This window comes from Actibacterium sp. D185-2 (assembly GCF_054954595.1).
The window spans coordinates 1-20,220 of record NZ_JBPWNX010000024.1 but is presented as its reverse complement, the minus strand read 5'-3'; the positions used below and the strand labels follow the sequence as shown (position 1 = coordinate 20,220).

The 20,220-nt window shown below is 58.9% G+C and carries 18 protein-coding genes; all 18 read right to left on the bottom strand.

Translation table 11 applies throughout. From position 1 onward, the window contains the following. The gene (locus ACSR1C_RS19185) at window positions 1–2,994 is read right to left on the bottom strand and encodes a type I restriction endonuclease subunit R (RefSeq protein ID WP_460260697.1); all 2,994 of its coding nucleotides are present in this window, start codon (window positions 2,992–2,994) and stop codon (window positions 1–3) included. Then, complete coding sequence (locus tag ACSR1C_RS19180; RefSeq protein ID WP_460260696.1) at window positions 2,991–4,838, bottom strand: DUF262 domain-containing protein; 1,848 nt, start codon at window positions 4,836–4,838, stop codon at window positions 2,991–2,993. Before ACSR1C_RS19180 ends, ACSR1C_RS19185 begins: the two co-directional genes overlap by 4 nt. Beyond that, a complete protein-coding gene (locus ACSR1C_RS19175; protein WP_460260695.1) occupies window positions 4,835–6,133 on the bottom strand; it encodes a restriction endonuclease subunit S in 1,299 nt (432 codons plus the stop codon). Before ACSR1C_RS19175 ends, ACSR1C_RS19180 begins: the two co-directional genes overlap by 4 nt. Then, a complete protein-coding gene (locus ACSR1C_RS19170; protein ID WP_460260694.1) occupies window positions 6,130–8,154 on the bottom strand; it encodes a type I restriction-modification system subunit M in 2,025 nt (674 codons plus the stop codon). Before ACSR1C_RS19170 ends, ACSR1C_RS19175 begins: the two co-directional genes overlap by 4 nt. After that, window positions 8,154–8,348 carry a methylation-associated defense system helix-turn-helix domain-containing protein MAD1 gene (gene mads1, locus ACSR1C_RS19165; RefSeq protein WP_460260693.1) on the bottom strand — a complete coding sequence of 65 codons (195 nt, stop codon included), beginning with the start codon at window positions 8,346–8,348 and terminating at the stop codon, window positions 8,154–8,156. Before mads1 ends, ACSR1C_RS19170 begins: the two co-directional genes overlap by 1 nt. A 93-nt stretch (window positions 8,349–8,441) precedes the next feature. Continuing rightward, the gene (locus tag ACSR1C_RS19160; RefSeq protein WP_460260692.1) at window positions 8,442–9,464 is read right to left on the bottom strand and encodes a nucleotidyl transferase AbiEii/AbiGii toxin family protein; all 1,023 of its coding nucleotides are present in this window, start codon (window positions 9,462–9,464) and stop codon (window positions 8,442–8,444) included. Beyond that, on the bottom strand, window positions 9,465–10,277 hold the full coding sequence (locus tag ACSR1C_RS19155) for a type IV toxin-antitoxin system AbiEi family antitoxin domain-containing protein (RefSeq protein WP_460260691.1): 813 nt from the start codon (window positions 10,275–10,277) through the stop codon (window positions 9,465–9,467). It abuts the gene before it with no gap. Window positions 10,278–10,375: 98 nt separating this feature from the next. Then, window positions 10,376–10,696, bottom strand: a complete 321-nt coding sequence (locus ACSR1C_RS19150) for a DUF2274 domain-containing protein (RefSeq protein ID WP_460260690.1) — start codon at window positions 10,694–10,696, stop codon at window positions 10,376–10,378. 3 nt (window positions 10,697–10,699) lie between these two features. Continuing rightward, a complete protein-coding gene (locus ACSR1C_RS19145) occupies window positions 10,700–11,863 on the bottom strand; it encodes a TraB/TrbI/VirB10 family type IV secretion system protein (RefSeq protein ID WP_460260689.1) in 1,164 nt (387 codons plus the stop codon). Then, the gene (gene trbG, locus ACSR1C_RS19140; protein WP_460260688.1) at window positions 11,860–12,864 is read right to left on the bottom strand and encodes a P-type conjugative transfer protein TrbG; all 1,005 of its coding nucleotides are present in this window, start codon (window positions 12,862–12,864) and stop codon (window positions 11,860–11,862) included. Before trbG ends, ACSR1C_RS19145 begins: the two co-directional genes overlap by 4 nt. After that, entirely contained in the window at window positions 12,861–13,586 is a 726-nt protein-coding gene (gene trbF, locus ACSR1C_RS19135) for a conjugal transfer protein TrbF (RefSeq protein WP_460260687.1), read from the bottom strand. Before trbF ends, trbG begins: the two co-directional genes overlap by 4 nt. Before the next feature lie 3 nt (window positions 13,587–13,589). Next, window positions 13,590–14,927 (bottom strand): P-type conjugative transfer protein TrbL, encoded by a 1,338-nt coding sequence (trbL, locus tag ACSR1C_RS19130; protein WP_460260686.1) that lies wholly within the window; start codon window positions 14,925–14,927, stop codon window positions 13,590–13,592. An 18-nt stretch (window positions 14,928–14,945) separates the two neighbouring features. After that, complete coding sequence (gene trbJ / locus ACSR1C_RS19125) at window positions 14,946–15,671, bottom strand: P-type conjugative transfer protein TrbJ (RefSeq protein ID WP_460260685.1); 726 nt, start codon at window positions 15,669–15,671, stop codon at window positions 14,946–14,948. Then, the gene (gene trbE, locus ACSR1C_RS19120) at window positions 15,668–18,112 is read right to left on the bottom strand and encodes a conjugal transfer protein TrbE (RefSeq protein WP_460260684.1); all 2,445 of its coding nucleotides are present in this window, start codon (window positions 18,110–18,112) and stop codon (window positions 15,668–15,670) included. Before trbE ends, trbJ begins: the two co-directional genes overlap by 4 nt. After that, window positions 18,106–18,366, bottom strand: a complete 261-nt coding sequence (locus ACSR1C_RS19115) for a VirB3 family type IV secretion system protein (RefSeq protein ID WP_460260683.1) — start codon at window positions 18,364–18,366, stop codon at window positions 18,106–18,108. The genes trbE and ACSR1C_RS19115 overlap by 7 nt, the downstream gene beginning before the upstream one ends. Next, a complete protein-coding gene (locus ACSR1C_RS19110) occupies window positions 18,363–18,674 on the bottom strand; it encodes a TrbC/VirB2 family type IV secretion system protein (protein WP_460260682.1) in 312 nt (103 codons plus the stop codon). Before ACSR1C_RS19110 ends, ACSR1C_RS19115 begins: the two co-directional genes overlap by 4 nt. Before the next feature lie 19 nt (window positions 18,675–18,693). Next, entirely contained in the window at window positions 18,694–19,623 is a 930-nt protein-coding gene (gene trbB, locus ACSR1C_RS19105) for a P-type conjugative transfer ATPase TrbB (protein ID WP_460260702.1), read from the bottom strand. Window positions 19,624–19,652: 29 nt separating this feature from the next. Next, window positions 19,653–20,051, bottom strand: a complete 399-nt coding sequence (locus ACSR1C_RS19100) for a ribbon-helix-helix domain-containing protein (RefSeq protein ID WP_460260681.1) — start codon at window positions 20,049–20,051, stop codon at window positions 19,653–19,655. Window positions 20,052–20,220 lie beyond the last annotated feature (169 nt).

The following is a 20,220-nucleotide window of genomic DNA, read 5'->3' as shown; positions in this document are numbered from 1 at the left end:
TTATCGCCCGCCTTCCTGTGCCTCGCGAAGTGCGCGATTGAAGAAGTGTCTCGTCGCCTTATCCCGCGCTTCTGCATCGGTCAGCACAATATTCTTCATTTCATTGTCACGTTGGAACATGCGGATTGCGCCCTGGAAGAAGGCATCGCGGAACGCGGCGTAGACGACATCGGGCGGGTTGTTCCGCAGCATCTCCGTCATGTCCTCGTCCATGATCTCGCGGTTAACTTGTTCAAACCGGATCATGTCGGATTCGGTGAACTCGGTGCCGTGACGGTCATTGAATGCCCGCACTATCTCGGATAGCTCTTTCTTCTCGTCTTCGGTGTAGGGCTTTGCGCCGAACTCGCTGATCGCCTTCAATGCCTCGGTGTCGCCAGCGGAAAGAGATGCGCTGCCTGCCTCCTTCTGCTCGACCTTGAAGGCCTGAAGGCGCAGCATATCTTCGGTGATCTCAATCTCCGGCGGAACTTCGCGGTTGGGTAGAAGACGTGAAAGCCAAGCCCCATAGGATGCGAGTTTTTCGAGGCTCGTATCTTCGAGGCGGATCACCTGCGCAATGAAGTTGTAAAAACGGCCATAGCTTTTGAGAAGCTGGCGAAATTCCTCCTGCCGTCCTTCGTCGTCATCGACTTCGAAGCGACCAACGGCGAGGCGCACCAATCCTTCCAGCCGCGCGCGATCTGAACCGCTTAATTGCCCTTTGAAATATGTCTGCGCAAAGCGCTCGATTTCATCCTTGTCGAGATAACCGAACCGGTAGAGCCGCCCTTCAAGGTCATAGACCTGATTGGGATCGGACATGGCTTCGACCGTTGTCGCCTCATAGAAGGGCTTGAAGGCTGTCTGGATGTCCTCAATCGTGTTCTGGAAGTCCAGGATGAAAGTCTGGTCCTTCCCGGCGCGTGTGCGGTTAAGGCGGGAAAGCGTCTGCACCGCCTGAAGCCCGGCAAGCTTACGGTCAACATACATGGCGCAAAGCTTGGGCTGGTCGAAGCCGGTTTGGTATTTCTCCGCGACGATCAGGATTTGATAGCTGTCGGGGTACGGCGTGCCATCGGGCTTGAAGCCGTCAAAGCGACCGGGAAGCTCCGTCTCGGAGAAATCGTTTAGTTCGGCCTCGGTGTAGGTCTGCCCGTCCAGTTCCAACTCGCCTGAAAATGCGACCAGCGCCTTCAAATCCGCATAGCCCTGATCGGCAATGTATTTCTTCACCCCGAAATAATAGCGCAGTGCATGCTCGCGGCTCTGTGTGACGATCATAGCCTTTGCCTGCCCGTTCAGCATGCCCATGACATGGCGACGGAAATGCTCGACGATGATTTCCACCTTCTGGCCGATGGCTGTGGCGTGCAAATTGGCGTAGCGCGCCACTTTTCGCTGACCACGCCGTCCACTCAGCTCCGGGTCGTCCTCGATTGTCTTTTCGAGCTGGTAGTAGGCTTTGTAGGTCATGTAATTCTGGAGCACGTCCAGAATGAAGCCCTCTTCCATCGCCTGGCGCATAGAATAAAGATGGAACGGGTGCGGCAGGCCGTCCGGCCCTTGTACGCCAAACCGTTCCAGCGTCACATTGCGCGGTGTCGCGGTGAAGGCGAAGAAGCTGATATTCGATTGCGGCCCGCGCGCCTTCTGATACTCGGCAATCAGGTCTTCGATATCGTCGCTTGATGTCGCTTCGCGGGTCAGCGCATCGGTCATCGCTTGGGCGCTTTTGCCGGATTGGCTGGAATGCGCCTCATCGATGATCACTGCGAAATTGCGTTTGCCCTGGCCGGAAAGCGCTTTCAGGTGATCGGTCGAGAATTTCTGGATCGTCGTAACGATGATCCGTGCGCCCTTGGCGATGGCGTCCTTCAACTGCCGCGATGTGCCGTCGATCTTCTTGACGACGCCTTGCGTTTGCTCGAACTGCGAGACCGTGCTTTGAAGCTGCCGGTCGAGCACAACGCGGTCGGTGACGATAATCGCGGTATGAAAAACTTGGCTATCGTCGGTATCGTGCAGATTGATGGCGTGATGCGCGAGCCAGCCGATGGTGTTGGATTTGCCTGAGCCTGCTGAGTGCTGAACAAGATAATTGTTGCCCGCGCCATGCGCCTTCGCATCCGCCATGATCTTGCGCACTGCGGCCAGTTGCTGAAAGCGCGGGAAGATCATCACTTCGTTTTTGCCGGTGACTTCCATGGTCATGAACTGGCCGATCACGTCGATGAGCACGGCGCGCGAGAAGATCGCCTTGCCCCAATCGCCTGAACGGTAGAGATAGGCGATGCGGTGTTCATCCTCGACATCCGGATTGCCCGCACCGCCGTCGCGTCCGCGATTGAACGGCAGGAACCGCGTCTTGCCGTTCTGTAGGCGCGTTGTCATCGACACATTGTCTTCGTCGATGGCGAAATGGACGAGCGCCCCGCGCTTGAAGGTCAGCAGCGGCTCGCCCGCCGGGGAGCGGTCCTGTTTGTATTGCCGCTCGGCATGGCGAAACGTCGTGCCGGTGAGAAGGTTCTTCGCCTCAATCGTGGCAATGGGCAGGCCATTCAGGAACAAAACCACGTCCAGCCGGTTGCCGCGCTTCTGGCTATAGACGACCTCATCCATCACACTGAGGATATTCGCCTCATACTCGGCGAGGCGTTTGGGCTCCAGCCCGCTCGCAGGGCGGAAGTAGCACAATGAAAAAGGAATGCCGGGAACGATCTTGATCCCCTGACGGAGCACGTCGAGAAGCCCGCGATCCTTCAGCGCTTTGTCGAGCTGCTTGAAGAACACCTCCTCAGCCGAAGCTGTATAATGCTGGCTCAGCTTCTCCCAGGCCTCCGCTTGCGTCTCTTGGATGAATCGCAGAACCAGTTCCCGATCCATAGCGAGCGCGGCATCATAGTGCTTTTCCGCAACGCGCCGCTGATAGCCTTCGCCCGCCACAAGCTGCTGAATCAGGTATTCTTGCAGAACCTTTTCTTTGTGCACATCATAGGCGGTGTGGGCGGTCATTCTGAAACCTCCTCCAACAAGCTGGCCGGGTTCCAGACGCACTTTGCAATCTGCCGATAAAGTTCGCCCCGCGCGTCGATGCTTTCCTTCTTAAATTCAGTCATAGGCTCAAATGGCAGGTCATGAGATTCGATGACGCGCATGAAGCCAGGATTATGTTTGTAGCAATTCGGATGAAGCGATTTCGCGAGAAGATTTTGCGAGAAATAATGCTCCAACTTCTCAGAGTATGGCCTGTCACCGTAGCTGGCGTTGAACGACTTGGGCAGCAATAAAAGGCCGCCGACACGATTGCGGTGTTCTGAGAAGTCGGCGGGATGTTCGAATTCGTCGGTATGGCGTTCGAAGTGATCCGCCCAAATATGCTCGACCTCGTATGTGACATTCCCACCACCAGCCAATTCCTCAAACCGCGAGGCCATGCCTGAGCCGACCTCCACATAATCGGTCAAGCGCGCAAGAATCCGGTGCAGCACCTTCCGGTTCTGCTGATGCACATAAAGTCCGATTCCCTGCCGGTGATATTCGCTGTTGGTGTCGAAATTTTCTTCTTCGGCTTGCAGCTTCTCAAAAAGGAGCTGTGCGAGGCTATTGACGTCGCAACCACGGATGTCGCGCATAACCAGGAACATCGCGTACTGCATGGTCGAGTATGCGATGCTGCGAAAGTTCCAGAGACGCCATGTCAGCAATATGTCGATGAATTTTGCTGTGATGCGGATTTTCTGGGTGATCTGATCCGGCGTGTCGCTGGGCTTCAGGGGAGCAAGCAACAGCATGTACTGCTGGGTGAAGCCGTTCCAGGCATTGTAGCAAACATGCTCCAGCCCCGGTGTCACCTTGGTCGATGCGTTCAACAAGCGCAGATATTGCTTCGAATAGAAGTCAAAGTCGATGTTGATAAACCGTAGGAAATCGGTCTGCTTTTCCAACCCAACCTGACGGCGGGAATCGCGTAGCCAGCGGTGGTATTCGGTGCCGATGCGGTCGAAGTCCTCTTGCTTCGCGCCCTTCTTACGCTCACGGATTTTCGTAGCGTATTGGCTCCGGAACCATGCCTTGAAGAAGTCAGCATCGACCTCCTTGTCCCATTCGGCAAGCTCGCGAATGCGACCTTTCCAGCGATTGTTGGCGTCTACTCGGGCCTCTTCCTCGATGTTGGCGAGCAAGTAGCCCTTGAGCATGTCCGTGGGGCTAAGCGACAGCCCACGGTCATTCATCGTTTCGAAGATTGTGTAGGCGTCGTCGTCGGAATAGGCCGTAATCTCGACCAGGTGGACGTTTTCCATCAGCCAGTCGATGAAATACGGCAAAGCCTTACCGCGTACATCTGACGGGAAAGCGGCCTCGATATCCTGATAACGGTCGTAGAGGTTTCTCACCGACTCTTGCGCATCGGTGACATCAAAGGCCTGTCCCTCGAAGAGCGCCTCCATACATGGCGAGCGCTCGGCGACATCAAGGTTGAAGGATTTCTCACCGAACCGTTCGGAGAAGATCAACTCGTCGATCTGAACCTTGTCCTTCCGCTCCCGCTCAAGGTTGTGGAGCAAGATAACAAACAAAGACAAACTGGTCAGGCGCTGCTGACCGTCTACAATAAAACTCGCGCTGTCCTTCTTGCTGATAATGATCGAGCCGAGAAAATAGTGCGGATAATCCGCCACCTTCTTGCGGTCGTGGTTTTCGTCATACTCCTCAAGGAACTTGGTCACGAGGTCGTTGACAAGCTCGGTCGCTTGCTTCTCACCCCACTTATATTCACGCTGATAGTAGTCTATCGAATATTTCACGCCCTTTAACAGCTCGCGGACGGTTTTGGCCTTTCCCAGAATTTCTCTCATGCGCGCGCCTCCCGGACGGACATATCCTCTTCGATTTGGCCTAGGCGGCGGTCGGTCTGCCCCTGCTTTGCCCATGTGGTCACGTCGATCTGGCCGGTGACGGCGGCGGTGATGAGCGCGGCGCGGAATTCGCGGAGAAGTTCATCTGCCCGCCTATTTTTTAATAGGAGTTGGTCTTCCTTCTCGAATCTTCGACCAAGGTCGCTCAAAAGCTCATCCTGTTTTTCGATTGGGGGAATAGGCAGCAACATGTCAAGGAACGCGTCCGGATAAAGCCGAAGGCGTGATGAATGAATTCCTTTGCTGCGCCGAGTTGCCTCCGCAATGAACGGTTTAGAGCGAACCATTAAATCAACAAAGTTCGGCCTTAGTGCTTCGGATACAGGTCGATAAATTCCGTAAGATGGACTGATCAGACCTCGATTTGAACTTACGCCCATTGCGCCCATCCAAGCCCACATCGTATTGATGACGAGATCGTCAGGCTCGACGAGCTTGTACCCCTCGTTGCTTTCAGCGAGGAACATATTGACGTCTTTTTCGGAACGCTTTGTCACCCCGGTGATGTGCGAAACTGTCAGGAGTTCCTCCTCTCCGGTTTCGCTTCTTTGTTGGCTTTCTCGAAAGTGGACCTTCGCCCTCTCGGCTTTCCAGCCGTCAGGCAATTTACCAAGCCAGGGCGCAGCATCAGTCGTTGCACCAACGATTGCCGCTGAAACCATCGCCAAGCGCCGTTCATGAACAAGCTCGGCAAACTGCGATCTCTTTTCGATCAGTTGATCAATGCGGGCGGTCTCAAAGTCGAGAAAATCCGCGATGGCCTTTTGGGTTTCGCGGTCGGGGCATGGAAGGACAACGCTTTTCATTCCATCAAGCGTCAGACCAAAGCGCGTGACGCCACCAGCAGCAATTGAGAACGCTTCCCGCGCTTGCTTCGATTGAAGTGCCCAAAAGAGGAAACCCCCGCTCATTAGTTGAGGCCGCCCCCGAAGCAATGCGAGATGATAGCCACAGACAAGATCAGGTGCGGTTTCGGAAACGTAGGCCGGAACTGCGATATCAGATCGATCCTCGGAGTCCTTCGTAATAATCACGTCGCCTACCTTCAGACCAAACTTCTTGATTTCAGTCTGCGTAGCAGAAGCAACCATGAATGCCATGTCATCGGTAATTCGGTCATTCTTATAAACGTCAACATAGTTGCAGAGGCGTACCGGCACCTCATCGGGATCAGTGAGCTTATCGACGTTGCTGTTGGTAATCGTTGCCAGATGTCGAAGCTGCATCGTCCTCACGCCGCCACCTCCTTCAGGAGCCCCGCGATCTCGGCCTCCAATGCTTTGAGCTCAGCATCGATCTCCTGCAGCGGACGTGGCGGGACATATTTGTAGAAATAGCGGTTGAAGTTGATCTCGTAGCCGACGCGGCCGACCTGCTTGTCGCGGGTGTCCGTGTGGCTTTCATCGACCCAAGCATCGGGCACGAAGGGTTTGACCTCGCGCTCGACATACTCGCGCCAGTCTTCGGTAAGCGGCACCAATTCATGATCGCGAAGCTCGGTATCCGGCTCGGGATTGCTCTTATTGTCCGTGCAAATATCGGCATCCTTATCACGCTCCGACAGGGCACTGAGGATTGCCTTTTTGACCGGCGCGCCGATTTTGACGCCTTCGGCCTTGAGAGCCTTGGCAAGCGTCTTTTCAAACACATCGCGGTTGGTGAAGAGCGTGTCCGGCAGGTTCGCCAGTGCGGCGCGGATGGCATCGGCTTCATCGTCTTTCAGCTTCTGGAACGGTTTTTCATCCGCGAGCCGCGCAAGCCGCTCCTTGCTCGCCTGGAAGTTCAGCCGCAAGGGACGCTCGATGCGAATTTCACGGGATCCAAAATCGCTGGTGTTGAAGATTTTCGAAACATCAGATTCACCGCTCCCGCCATTCAAAAAGTCCGCATAAATGCGCACGATGTCGGCGCGTGCATCATCAGGAATTTCCCGCCGTTTGGAGCCTAACGATTTACGCATGCTCTTCCAGAAGCGCTCACCGCTCGCATCAATGAGTTGCACCTTGCCCTGGCGGCTTGCGGGCTTGCGATTCGCCAACAGCCAGACATAGGTCTGAATGCCGGTGTTGTAGAAAAGGTCGGTGGGCAGGGCGACGATCGCCTCCACCCAGTCATTTTCCAGCATCCATCGGCGGATTTCGCTTTCGCCCGATTGCGCCCCGCCGGTGAAGAGCGGCGAGCCGTTCATGACAATGCCAATGCGCGAACCGTCTTCGTCGTCGCGCATTTTCGAGATCATGTGCTGGAGAAAGAGAAGCTGGCCGTCGGAGATACGCGGCGTGCCCGCCCCGAAGCGGCCTTCAAAGCCCATATTCTCGGCCTCGGCCTTGATCGGGTCCTGATATTTTTTCCAGTCCACGCCGTAGGGCGGATTGGACAGCATGTAGTGGAATTTCTTTCCCGCGTGGGCGTCACTGGTGAGCGTGTTGCCGAAGGCGATCTGCTCGGGATCGTGGCCGGTGACCAGCATGTCGGATTTGCAGATGCCGAAGGACTCGTCATTCAACTCCTGCCCGAACAGCTCCACGCGGATATTGGGGTTGAAGTCCTTCAGCGCCTCTTCGGTGAGTGCGAGCATGCCGCCGGTGCCGCAAGCGGGGTCATAGACCTGGCGGATGATGCCGCGCCCGGTGAGCTTGGCGTCATCATTGGCGATCAGAAGATCGACGATCAGGCGGATAACCTCGCGCGGGGTGAAGTGCTCCCCGGCAGTCTCGTTCGATATTTCCGAGAAGCGACGGATCAACTCCTCGAACAGGTAACCCATTTCGAGATTGCTGACCGTGTCCGGGTGCAGGTCGATCTCGCAGAACCGCTCGAACACGTTCCAGAGGATGCCGCCGTCTTTCAGGCGCTTGAGTTGATCGGTGAAGCGGAATTTTTCGAGGAAGATGTCGCAGACATTCGGCGAGAACTTCCTGATGTAGTCGATCAGGTTCTGGTGGAGCTGGCCGGGGTCCTGGCCCTTCAAGCTGTCGAAGGTGAAGCTGGATGTATTGTAGACCTTCACATTGCGCCCGGCCGCACCGAACAAAATCATATCGCGGGTCGCGTCATCTGCGCTCTCAGGGAGCGTTTTTTCAGCATCGAGAACAGCCTGTTTGGAGCCCTCCAGCAAGCAATCAAGACGGCGAAGCACGACGAAGGGCAAGACCACTTTGCCGTATTCTGATTGCTTGAAGTCGCCGCGAAGAATTTCTGCGATGGACCAAACGAAAGAGCTTAAGCTCTGAACCTTGGCTGTTGCTCCCGACATTACGCCTCCCCTCGTCTTGCTTGCTCAGCAGATTGCCGCTCAATCCACTTGTCAATCTCGCTGCGTCGAAAGCGCCAAGCACCTCCAACCTTGAAACCCGGTATCGTGCCCTTGGCGGCAAGATGATAAGCTGTTTTCTCCGCCAGCTTGAGATACTCGGCCACTTCCCGGATCGTCATGATGTCGGTGTCCATGAGACTTCTGCCAGAATTTTAAATCATGTTCAGAAAATACGGGAAAAACCGGAAATGACAAGGAATAGAAAACCCTATACGGGAATTTTGTTGTTATTCTTCGTGCCTGTGACGCCGACGCCTGCCGCGTTTAGCTGGTAATGCGCCACCGGTTTTCCAGGCTTTGACATTCTGCGCCTTCCAGCGAAGCGCCGGGCAGGCTTCAATGGCCGCCCGCACAACGTCCGGCGCGTCCAGCCGCGCGGCGTCAATGATGCCTTCTTCAAGCACACCAGTCAGGAACGCCATTTCGCCTTCGCCGAATTGGAAAAGCGGTTCAAGACCCTGGCGGCATTCCGCCGTCACCGTGTCGATCCAGCCCTTCTGCCCGCCATAGGGATCAAAATATGTTCCAGGCAGGCAGGTGATCAGCTTGGCGGCAAGGTCCTTCCCGTCGCAACCGATCATGTCCACGGATGCGGTTCGCCAGTCGAAGCTGCGTGCGGACGCGCCGATCATCAGGGTGCCAAGCTTAATCTTCGACCAGTCCAGGTCGGGCATGGCGATGATGCGGTGGGCGTCAAACAGATCGCGCGCCGTGCGCCGTGCGATCAGGGCGACCAGCTTACCGGCGACGATCTCATGGATATCGAGCACCGGCACTGCCATCGCCTGGGTGTCGCCAAGCGCCGCCGATGGCATCGGCCGTACACCGAAAAGCGGTGTGCGGAAAAGATAGTTGATGTCGATCTCGATGGAACCGGCGCCGCCCAGCACCGAGGCGTAGCGGAAGATCCATTTGCCGCCGGCATGTTCAGCCGGTTCGCGCCGGGGCGAATAGCCCTTCGATTCCATCAGACGCAGAATGCGATCTTCGAGACCCGGCCGATCCTCGTCCATGCCCGCTTTGTCGACGGCGCCGACATAGTTGAGGTCGATATCGACCGACAACCGGTCAAGCGCGGCGTGAAACACATTGAGCGCCGTGCCACCCTTGAGCGCAACACGCGGGGCGATCAGACTGTCTGCGCCAATGGCGTCGAGGATGTCGAGCAGGCGGATCACACGCTCCAGCGTCGCGGGCTGAAACTGCCGTTCGGCAGCAATTCGAGCAAGGCTTTGGGCAGATACTTCCATTCACACGCCCTCAAAGCCGGTTTCAACCGCCTGTGGCGGCAGGAGAACACGCCAAGGCTCGACCAGCACCGCGTTCCCGGGTTCTGCGCCAAGCGCATAATGCTTCGAACGCGGAAGACGCGCGCGCAGGCGGTCAAGGACGTTGTCGGCTACACCTAACGCATCCTGCCGCCGCTCCAGCCACCACCCGGTGAGCGCGGCGAGCGAGCGGAAGCCAAGCAGTTCGACATACTCGACGAGTTTTTCAGGGTCGAGGTAGCGCACCATATCGAGCGATTGCAGCACCTCTTCGACACCGCCCGCTATGTCCGGCCGATGCAGTACATCAACCAATGTTCGCTCGATGGCTGTTACTTTGATGGGCATGCCCAGACGATCCATGATGACGGTGAGATAGTCCGTCCGGTCCGTGTCCAGCAGCGCCTTCGGCGGCCCTATGAGGCGGCAGAGTCCGAAGGGCAAATCGGCCAGCTCAGTGCGCCCCCGGCTTATCAATTGAACTTCGTTGAATTCGGAATAGGCAACGCCATGCAGTTCCAGCGCGGAGTGATAGCCCAACACGCCATCGGCGCGCAGCTTGCTGGCGGCTGCGAAACGGTCCACCATAAGATACTCCGCCGACAGATGCGCCGGAACGGCCGCAAAAACCTCGCGGCTCAGCCGTTTGATGTTGCCGGCCTTCAGGTGATGCTTGAGCAAGCTGGTGATACTCGCTGAACCAGCCGGGCGCTCAAACGCAGCGGCAAACTCCGCCCGGGTAAACACCGGATGGGCCGAGAGGAAGGATGTCGTCCTGTGCGTGCGTGTTGACATTTCGGTTCGTGAAATTGCTATTGAATAGGCAATATATACACCTTTCACAGCGAAATTGTCAACAAGCCTTCTCTCCTCCTTTCCCGTACAACTTGGCATCAATCTTCCTGTGGCCGCGATGCAGATTGAGCTATGGGCGATGTGGGTTCTGCATCGCCTACGCGGGATGAGCGGGAGCGGCGAGCGGATTTATCATTCTCGACTTCCGGCAATCCCTCCTTCCGGGCCTTGGCGAAGGCGCGGTCGCTGTCGAGGAAGGCTTCGAGCATGAAGGGGATCAGATCGGCGATTTTTTCCGTCGTGTCATAGGTGGCGGCATAGAGTTTCTGGTAGTCGCAGAGCGCCTGATTGAGATCTGCGCTCACCGTGATGGTGATCCTGGTCGGCGTGCGGTCGGGGAGTTTGGCGAGTTTGAGCATGGGTCAGTTTCCTTTGAAGGGGCGGAGGACAATATCCCGCTGAACCACAATCCTGAGCGGCCAGCCGGGCCGGATGGTGATGGTAGGCTGGATGTTGAGGTTCTTTTCGGTGAGGCGTTGGCCGGCTTGGGCGGTGTTCTGCTGCGTCGATTCACGGATGGCGCGGAGAAGATCGCTTTCGCCCTCGCCGAAGGTCAGTTCCGTGCCGACGCCGAGAAATGTCGCCATGGCGATGCCCTTGACGAGCTGCCAGGTGTGATAGTCCACTTCATCTTCAAGGCCCGCGTAACCAGCGGCGTCGGTAGCGGGGAGATTGTCGATCTGGATGGAGGAGCCGTCGGGCAGGATGATCCGCTGCCAGACGAGCAGTGCACGCGACTGGCCGAACGCGACGACGCTGTCATAGGTGCCGATCAGTCGGGAACCTTGCGGGATGAGCAGCGCCGAGCCGGTCACGGTGTCGTAGACATTCTCGGTCACCTGCGCCACGACAAGGCCCGGCAGGTCGGAATTCACCCCGGTGATGAGGCTGGCGGCAATCACGCTGCCTGCCATGACCTGAAAGGGTGAGACCGGCGTTTGCAGGGCATGGGGATTGTAGATGCCGCCGGTGTCCTGCTGGTTCAGGAAATCGAGCTTGCGCTGCTGGTTATTCTGGTCGCGTTCGGGGTCGAGTGTCAGGCGGTCTGCACCGGGCTGAACCGCCGCGGTTTGCATCGGCTGCGCGGGCGCCGCCGGCGCATTCTGCTGCAGCCGGTTCTCGATGCGGAAGAACACGGCGGATTCCTTGGCCTGAATGGCTTGGCTTGCGAGACGCTGTTCGGCCGCGGATAACTCCTGTCCTCCCGGCGCAATGCCAAGCTGACGCTGACGTTCAAGGATCGGCCGCCCGAGATCGCCGGGCAACGGCGGGCCAAGCTTCACTTCCGAATAATCCCCCGGCAGTGCGGCAAGACCGTCGGGCGTTGGTTTCTTGTCGGTGTTGTAAAGTTCTCCCGTAGGCAGACCTTGACGAAAGGACGGGGTTTGCAGTGCCAGCATGGTGACACCCAGAATTCCGGCGGATGCGATGGCTGTACCGCCGATCACCACGCCCTTCTTGAAGCGCACCAGTTTGCGTCCCGGCGCGGCACGGAGATCGAGCTTCTCATCCTGTTTCGCTGTCATTTCCGCTCCTCCGCGCCGCCAAGGAGGCTGGTTCGCCGGGGCGTGCCATCCGTGCGCGTAATGCGCACCACTTGCTGGGGCTTGGTCCCGAGGCGCAGCTCGGCGGCGGCGAACAACCGATCGACGACGTAGTAATTGCCGCGCATGCGGTAATTGACGAGTTCGCTGCCACCGTCCGTTCCCACCACAAACAGCGGCGGGGTTTCGCCTTGATCGATGCGGCGGGGGAACTCGATATAGACTTTGTGGCCGTCGTCGAAGGCGCGCACCGGCTTCCATGGCGGATTGTCTCCGGATATCCGATAGCGGAAACGGATGTTTTCCAGCGCCAGGTTGGAAGCGATGTGCAATGCCGCCTCGGCCACCGCGTTCTGGCGACGCAGCGTGGTCAGTTGATCGGATGCATAGGTCCAGGAGATCGCCGCCATGGCGGTCTTCTCGGTGCTGTCCAATTGAAGATGATAGCTGCGACGATCCGTGGTGATGACGAGATTGGTCGTCAGCCCCGGCGCGAAGGGTTTGACCAGCACATGGGTGCGCTGACCCGCGCCAGTGCCGCTCAGCGTGTCGCCGATCACCCAGCGCACCGTGTCGCCCGCCGAAACCGAGGTGAGTTTTTCGCCCGGTTGCAGGGCGATGTCGCTGACCCGTTCCGGCGCGGCATAGAGACGGTAAAGCGCGCCTTCCGCGTAAGGATAGACCTGGATGGCATTGATATAGCCGTGCTTGGTCGGCTCCTGCGTCGCTGCCTTGTTGGCGTCCTCGACGCGCGTGGTCGGCGGTCGCTTATCTTCCTCGACCTTGCCCGGTTCCGGCATGAGCTGGCCGGGCAGCGGCAACACTTTCGGCACCTCGACGATCCGAACCGGCTTCAACGGTTCTTTCTCAATGGCCGCCGGTTTGAAGTCATCGGCGTCATAGGAAATTGTCGGCGGCAATGGCTTGGTGGCACAGGCCGATAGGGCCAATGCTGATACGGATATTAAAGCCAAGTGTTTCATTTTGCGGGTTCCTTATTATGTTTTTCTTGGGGATTGGCAGTGTCGAGTTCGCGCGACCAGTCGATGGCACTGACAAACAGGCCGAGCGGGTTTTTGCGCAATTGCTCGGCGGAACGCGGCGGCTGGATGATGGTGGTCAGGATCGCGGTCCAGCGCTCGGTCTTGGCGAGGCTGCCGCGCTCATAGACCTGCTCGGTCCATTTGACCTGGAAGGAGGTATCGGAGGCCCGCACCACGCTGGTCGCCTGCACCGAGACGCTGCGCGTGCCGATCTGACCGAAAGGATCGTTCGTCTTGGCGTACTCGTTCAAAAACAACGCCGCGCGGTCGGTGGCAAAGTCATATGCCGCCAGCCAGTTCTGGCGCACCAGCACCGGATCGGTGGAAATACCGCGCACATGGGTGATGAAACGGGCGAGATGCCAGGCGATCTGGGCGTCGGCGGGCCGGTAGGTCGCATCCACGGGCGCGACGGCACGGGCTTCGCCGAACTTGTCCACCTCGACGACATAGGGCACGACGCGACTCTGCATCGATTGCCAGACCAGTGCGCCGGAGAGCGCCACTGAGGTGGCGAAACAGCCGAAGGCCATGAGCCGCCAGTTGCGCGCCTGCACACGGGATGCGCCGATGCGCTCATCCCAGAGCTGTTCGGCTCTTTGGTAAGGGGTGACGGGTTCGGGCGTTTGCCCGTAACGCTGAATGGGTCTTTTGAAAAACATGGGTTAATCATCCTTGTCATTGATGGTGGGATTGGCCCCTTGGCCGGGGCGGTCGCCGTCCTTAATCGCCTGACCGACTGCATGCCGACTGGCGCGGGCGTTTTGTTCAGAGCGGATGCGTTTTGCCCAATCAGGAGCGGAGTTGGTGGCGGTGCTAACGGATGCGCCCTCACTCATCGCGGCGGTTGGTGCGCCGCCGGTGGCCGTCCAAGCTTTATTGCGGCCAGTATTGGCACTTTGTTTAAGCGAACCTGCCGCACGGCCAGCAGCAGAACGCGCGCCTTGTGTGGCGGCTCCGCCAGTAGCACGAGCAACACCGCCCATGCCCGCCGCGGCCCCTGCCATCCCTGAAGCACCAGATGTAGCGCGGCCCAATTGGAATGCAGTCGACGCCGCCGAACCCAGCGCCGTTCCGGCCCGGATGGCGGCAAGCCCACCACCGGCCACCATTCCTGCACCGGCCATGGCTGCGCCACCGGCAAGCATCGCCGCCCCTGCGGCAGCACCCGCTGTGCCAAGCGCTGCGCCCGCGCCGAGTTGCGGTGCGCCGGACACAAGCCCCGAGGCAATGCCGGGGCCGAAAATACCAAGACCGAGCAAAGCCAGCGCACCCAATACCTGCGACATGGCGGCGGCAAGATCGGGTTCCTGGCCCTGAAGGCCGGTCGTGAAAGTGGAAAACAGCGTCGAGCCAATGCCCGCAATGACGGCCAGCACCATCACCTTGATGCCCGAGGAAATCACATTGCCGAGTACACGCTCGGCCAGGAACGATGTCTTGTTCCACAGCGCAAACGGCACCAGCACGAAGCCGGCGAGCGTCGTCAGCTTGAATTCCAGCACGGTGATAAAGAGCTGGATCGCCAGAATGAAAAACGCGATGAGGACCAGGAACCAGGCGACAAGCAACACGAAGACCGTCAGCGCGTTGCCAAAAATTTCCGGAAAGCCGACGAGATTGCTCACCTGTTCGAGCAGCGGATAGGCGGCTTCATAGCCGGTGGCGGCAATCTTGCCGGGTTTGAGCAGGTCATCGGCAGTCATGCCGCCGGGCGCGGCCTGAATGCCGAGGCCGGAGAACGAGCGATAGATGATGTCGGCGAGGTTCTGGAAGTTGTTCAGAATGTAGGCGAAGACGCCGACATAGAGCACCTTCTTCAAAAGCCGCCCGATGATATTGTCTTCGCCGCCCAAAGCCCAGAACAGGCCCGCCAGCGTGATATCGATGCTGATTAGGATAGAAGTCAGGAAGGCGACATCACCCGACAGCAGCCCGAAGCCAGAATCGATATACTGGCTGAAGGTCTCCATGAAAGTGTCGATGATGCCGAGGTCATTCATGACGCCATCCCCTGATCGTCAGTTGCCGGAATAGGCGCTGCCGGAGCCCAGGAAACGCTTGGTCGTCTCGCGCGCGGCCTCTTCGGCTTGCGCTTTGCGGGCGGCGTCCTCGGCTTGCGAGCGGTAATGCGTGGCCATCAGCGTCTGGATCTGCATTTGCTGCTTGGTGCTGAGCGCGATGAGCTGGTTGGCGGCCTGCTGCGCCTGCAATGCGCCGACGGCACCCTGGCTCTGACCCACCAGATCGGTGAGCAGCCCCTGATCGGCCTGCACATTCTCGACGATCTGGGATTGCACACGCATGGTCTGGCGAAAGGCGCTCATGGCGTTCTGCCAGCGCTCGCGGGCGGCGGTCGCCATGTCGTTCACACCGATAGAGGCATCGTAGCTATCAGGATATTGCTGCCGCCATTGGCCCTCGAGTTGCGTCAGGTCGAAGCTGAGCCCCTCAGCCTGCATCATCAGCCCGTCAATGCGATTGAGTGCGCCCTGCATCTGACCGAGCGAGGAGAAATCCAGCCGCTGAAGGTTCTTCGCCATGTTCTGCAACATGGTCGCCTGGTTCTGGAGCTGCTGAATCTGGTTGTTGATCTGCTCCAGCGCGCGGGCGGCCTGAAGAACATTCTGGCCGTAGTTCGTGGCATCGAAGACCGGCCAGGCGGCATGAGCCGTCTGCGGCATGGTGATGGTCAAGGGTACAGCAAGTGAAGCGGCGATGAGCGCCGCAAGGGAGGTGCGTTTCATGATGGTTCTCCATGTCGAGGAAATTGCGTGATGAGGTCAGCGGCCCAATCGAGACCGCACGTGGAAAGGAACCGGGCAGCGAAATCGCCCGACCCGTGTTCGGCCAGGATGGCGTTGATGAGGGTTTGCGCTTCCGTGTCGGATGCGCCGCACAGCGCCAGGGCGATGGGGCCGAGGCCCAGCTCGAACAGTCGGTTGCCGCGTCGCGATTGCAGGTAATAATGGCGCTTGGGCGTGGCGCGGGCGATCAGTTCGATCTGGCGTTCATTGATGCCAAAGCGTTCATAGGCGGCGCGCGCCTGCGGCTCGACCGCCCGGTCATTGGGCAGAAAGATGCGTTGCGGGCAGCTCTCGATGATGGCCGGGGCGATGGAGCTATCGGCGATGTCAGCCAGCGACTGGGTGGCGAAGATCACCGAAACATTCTTCTTGCGGAGCACTTTCAGCCATTCACGGATGCGGGCGGCGAAAAGCGGATTGTCGAGAAACACCCAGGCCTCGTCGAGGATCAGCAGCGTCGGCCGCCCGTCAAAGCGTTCTTCGAGCCGGTGGAACAGATAGGTCAGCACCGGCAGGACGACGCCTGCCTGGTGCATCAGTTCTTCGGTCTCGAAGCACTGCACATCCGACAACGCCAGCCGGTCATCCGCGGCATCGAGCAAACGCCCGAAAGGACCGTCGAGCGTATAAGGTTGCAACGCCGCCTTGATCGGGTTGGATTGCAGCAGCACTGTGAACCCGGTGAGCGTGCGTTCCGCCGCTGGCGCGGTGGCGAGGTTCGTGAGCGCTGACCAGACAGCTTCCTTCACTTCCGGCGTGACGGTGAGTTTCTCATGCGTCAGCAATGCGACGATCCATTCCGCCGCCCAGCTTCGTGTGGCTGGATCATCGATGTTCCGGAGCGGCTGGAATGCGAGCGAGCCATCGCTGCCGAGCGCATGATGTTCGCCGCCCATGGCGAGCACGGCGGCACGGGCCGAATTGCCCTTGTCGAAGAGGTAGACCTGAGAGCCTGCATAGCGGCGGAACTGCATGGCGATCAGTGACAAGAGCACCGACTTGCCGGCGCCGGTCGGACCGACAATCAGCATGTGGCCGACATCGTCCACATGGGTGGACAGCCGGAACGGGGTGGAACCGCTGGTCTCCGCGTAAAACAAAGGCGGCGCATCAAGATGGGCATTGCGCACCGGCCCGGCCCATACCGCCGAAAGCGGCATGAGATGCGCGAGATTCAGTGTGTGAATGAGCGGCTGGCGGACATTGGCGTAAACATGGCCGGGCAACGAGCCGAGCCACGCTTCGACGGCATTGACGCTCTCGCAAATGCAGGTGAAACCCAATCCGTTGACGATCCGCTCTATAGCGCGGGCTTTATCTTCAGCGGCTTGGGCGTCCTCATCGAACACCGTTATGGTGGTGGTGAGATAGCCGAAACCGACATGATCGCCGCCGAGCGCCTGCAAGGCAGCATCGGCATCGAGCGCCTTGTTGTCGGCGTCGCTATCGACCAGGGGCGCCGCCTCATTGGTCAGCACCTCACGTAAAACTGCGGTGATCGACTTGCGCTTGGCGAACCATTGCCGACGCAGGCGGGTCAAGACCTTGGTCGCCGCCGTCTTGTCGAGCGGGATAAACCGCGTCACCCAGCGATAGGCGAAGTCCCGATGGTTGAGCGCATCGAGAATGCCGGGGCGGGTGGTATTGGGAAAACCAAGGATGGTCAGCGTGCGGATATGCTTCTCGCCCAGCATCGGCTCCAGCCCGCCGGTGAGCGGCGTATCCACCAGAACACCGTCAAGATACATGGGTACTTCCGGCACGGCGACGGTATGGCGCTTGGTCGAAATCGTCCCATGCAGGAAGGTCAGCGTCTCAGTGTCATCGAGCGCGCGGATCTCGGGCAAGAAGCCGGATAAGAGATCCAACACCCGCACGGTCTCGTCCCGGAAGCGGGCCATTTCCTGCCGCCAGTTCCGAACGCCGCCGGTCCCTTCTCCCTCCCGGTCGCGCTCCACCAATGCGCTTTCGGTACGCGCCTGCGCGTCCGGCGGCGGCATATACAATAATGTGAGGTGGTAGCGGCTTTCAAAATGCTGGCCTTGTTTCGCTTCTTCAAAAGCCGCCCGGCGTTCCTCATCGACCAGCCATGAGGCGGCGTCAGGAAATTCCGATGACGGATAATGCTGTGCCTCCAATCGCTCGGCATCGAAAAACAGCGCCCAACCGGAGCCAAGCCGCTTCAGCGCATTATTGGCACGTGCGCAAAGGCCAACCAGTTCGGCCTCTGTCGCGCTTCCCAAGTCAGGGCCGCGAAAGCGGAAGCTACGCTGGAAACTGCCGTCCTTGTTGAGTACAACACCCGGAGCGATCAATGCCACCCAGGGCAGCAGATCGGCAAGACGGTCGGCCTTATTGCGATATTCGCCAATGTTCAGCATCGCCACCACCCCCGTTGACGCAGGTGACGGGCGAGCACGGCCATGAAGTCCGGATCGCGTTTGGCGGCGAACACCGCCAGCGTATGTCCGGCAACGAACAGAGCGATCCCGGCAATCCATTGCTGGAGGCCGAGGCCGATGGCGGCGGCGAGCGTGCCATTCAAGATGGCGACCGCACGCGGCGCGCCGCCGAGCAAGATCGGCTCGGTCAGCGCGCGATGGACGGGGACTTCAAATCCTTGGATGGCGGTCATTGGATGAGCGCCCCGCCACCGAAGGAGAAGAACGACAAGAAGAACGAGCTGGCCGCGAAGGCAATGGAGAGACCGAAGACGATCTGAATGAGCCGCCGGAAGCCGCCCGAGCTTTCGCCAAAGGCCAGCGTCAGACCGGTGAGGATGATGATTATCACCGCGACGATCTTGGCGACCGGGCCTTGCACCGATTCCAATATGCGTTGCAGCGGCTCTTCCCACGGCATGCCGGAACCGGCCGCATAGGCCGGGGCCGTAAACGCAAACGTGAGGGCGGAGACAAGAAAAAATCGAAGCTTCTTGCGCATGAGGTGTCCTTTCGAGAGATCAGAGGGATTGCAGTTGCGGAAGAGACAGAGGTTTGAAGACGTAATCGCCATGCTCATCGATGCCGGTCACTTCGGCGATGGTTTCGATGCGGCGCTCGGAACCGCGCCCGGCAATGAACACCACCATGTCGATGGCATCAGCGATTAGGCGACGCGGAACGATGGTGACGCTTTCCTGCACGAGTTGCTCAATGCGGTAGAGCGCCGAGCGGGCGGAATTGGCGTGCACCGTGGCGATGCCGCCAGGATGGCCGGTATTCCAGGCTTTGAGCATGTCAAGCGCTTCCGCGCCGCGCACTTCCCCGACGATGATGCGGTCGGGTCGGAGGCGCAGGGTCGAGCGCACCAGATCGCCCATGCTGACCGCGCCCGCGCGGGTTCTGAGTGCAACGCAATCCTTCGCCGCGCATTGCAGCTCGCGCGTGTCTTCGATGAGAATGACACGCTCATCGCAATCAGCGATTTCGGCCAGCAGCGCGTTGGTCAGCGTCGTCTTGCCGGAAGATGTGCCACCGGCAACCAGAATGTTCTTCCGATCCCGCACCGCCTTGCGCAAAGCCTCGGCCTGGATCGGCACCATGATCTGATCGCGGACATAATCAGCGATGGTCAAAATCTTGGTCGCTGGTTTGCGGATGGCAAAACATGGCCCCAATGCTACCGGCGGCAACAGCCCCTCGAACCGTTCACCAGACGGCAGTTCCGCACTGACGATGGGATTGTCCGCATGCACCTCGGCGCGGACATGACTTGCCACCAGACGGATGATGCGTTCGGTCTCGGACGGATGAATGCGCACGCCGATATTGCCGCGGCCTGCGCCAAGCCGGTCGACCCAGAGCTTGCCATCGGGATTGACCATCACCTCGATGACGGCAGGATCGCCAAGCGCTTGCGCGATCACCGGCCCCATGGCGGTTTTCAGCATGGCGCGGCGGCGCTCTTCGGATGTATCGCTCATTCGGAATCCTCCTCGGTGTTTTTGAGAGAGCGCTTGCCGCCCGCGATCTGGCGGCCAACCTGCTCGATGAATTTCTGGAAACGGTCGCGCGCCAAGGCCTGCGCCGACGCATCAGGCACGGGGGTATGCGCATTGAAGGTGAGGTAGAGCTTGACGAAAAAGGCGAGGCTCTCGGTCAGCACATCGAGATCGCGGCGAATGAGACCCATGTCGCGCGTCACCCGGTCGAGACGGATTTTCAGCGCATCGTCGATCTGATGCGCACCGCGATGACGGATGTAGTGGCGGATGGCGTCGGAAATGATCGCCGATTTGGAAGCGCCCGGCTTTGCCGCCAGCGCCTCCAATTCGGCGCTGGTCTCTTCATCAATGTAAATATTGTGGCGCGGTTTCATGTATTCTTGTCCTGACAAATAGAAAGTCAGAACAAGGATCGTCTAAGCCGAGAGTGTCCGATCTTCTGTGTAACTTCGGTTTGGTCCATGCTTCCTGAGAGGAGCAAGGACGATGACGATTTCCAAAGAACTGCTGGACGAACTTCTGAAGGGCTGCGAGCGGCCTGAG

Bases quoted from the DNA above. Each gene is read 5' to 3' on its own strand.
- trbE (WP_460260684.1), bottom strand. From the start codon at position 18,112: ATGCTGAACATTGGCGAATATCGCAATAAGGCCGACCGTCTTGCCGAT.
- ACSR1C_RS19150 (WP_460260690.1), bottom strand. From the start codon at position 10,696: ATGCTCAAACTCGCCAAACTCCCCGACCGCACGCCGACCAGGATCACC.
- mads1 (WP_460260693.1), bottom strand. From the start codon at position 8,348: ATGGACACCGACATCATGACGATCCGGGAAGTGGCCGAGTATCTCAAG.
- ACSR1C_RS19160 (WP_460260692.1), bottom strand. From the start codon at position 9,464: ATGGAAGTATCTGCCCAAAGCCTTGCTCGAATTGCTGCCGAACGGCAG.
- ACSR1C_RS19100 (WP_460260681.1), bottom strand. From the start codon at position 20,051: ATGAAACCGCGCCACAATATTTACATTGATGAAGAGACCAGCGCCGAA.
- trbF (WP_460260687.1), bottom strand. From the start codon at position 13,586: ATGTTTTTCAAAAGACCCATTCAGCGTTACGGGCAAACGCCCGAACCC.
- trbG (WP_460260688.1), bottom strand. From the start codon at position 12,864: ATGAAACACTTGGCTTTAATATCCGTATCAGCATTGGCCCTATCGGCC.
- ACSR1C_RS19110 (WP_460260682.1), bottom strand. From the start codon at position 18,674: ATGCGCAAGAAGCTTCGATTTTTTCTTGTCTCCGCCCTCACGTTTGCG.
- trbJ (WP_460260685.1), bottom strand. From the start codon at position 15,671: ATGAAACGCACCTCCCTTGCGGCGCTCATCGCCGCTTCACTTGCTGTA.
- ACSR1C_RS19185 (WP_460260697.1), bottom strand. From the start codon at position 2,994: ATGACCGCCCACACCGCCTATGATGTGCACAAAGAAAAGGTTCTGCAA.
- trbL (WP_460260686.1), bottom strand. From the start codon at position 14,927: ATGAATGACCTCGGCATCATCGACACTTTCATGGAGACCTTCAGCCAG.
- ACSR1C_RS19115 (WP_460260683.1), bottom strand. From the start codon at position 18,366: ATGACCGCCATCCAAGGATTTGAAGTCCCCGTCCATCGCGCGCTGACC.
- trbB (WP_460260702.1), bottom strand. From the start codon at position 19,623: ATGCTGAAAACCGCCATGGGGCCGGTGATCGCGCAAGCGCTTGGCGAT.
- ACSR1C_RS19155 (WP_460260691.1), bottom strand. From the start codon at position 10,277: ATGTCAACACGCACGCACAGGACGACATCCTTCCTCTCGGCCCATCCG.
- ACSR1C_RS19170 (WP_460260694.1), bottom strand. From the start codon at position 8,154: ATGTCGGGAGCAACAGCCAAGGTTCAGAGCTTAAGCTCTTTCGTTTGG.
- ACSR1C_RS19145 (WP_460260689.1), bottom strand. From the start codon at position 11,863: ATGACAGCGAAACAGGATGAGAAGCTCGATCTCCGTGCCGCGCCGGGA.
- ACSR1C_RS19180 (WP_460260696.1), bottom strand. From the start codon at position 4,838: ATGAGAGAAATTCTGGGAAAGGCCAAAACCGTCCGCGAGCTGTTAAAG.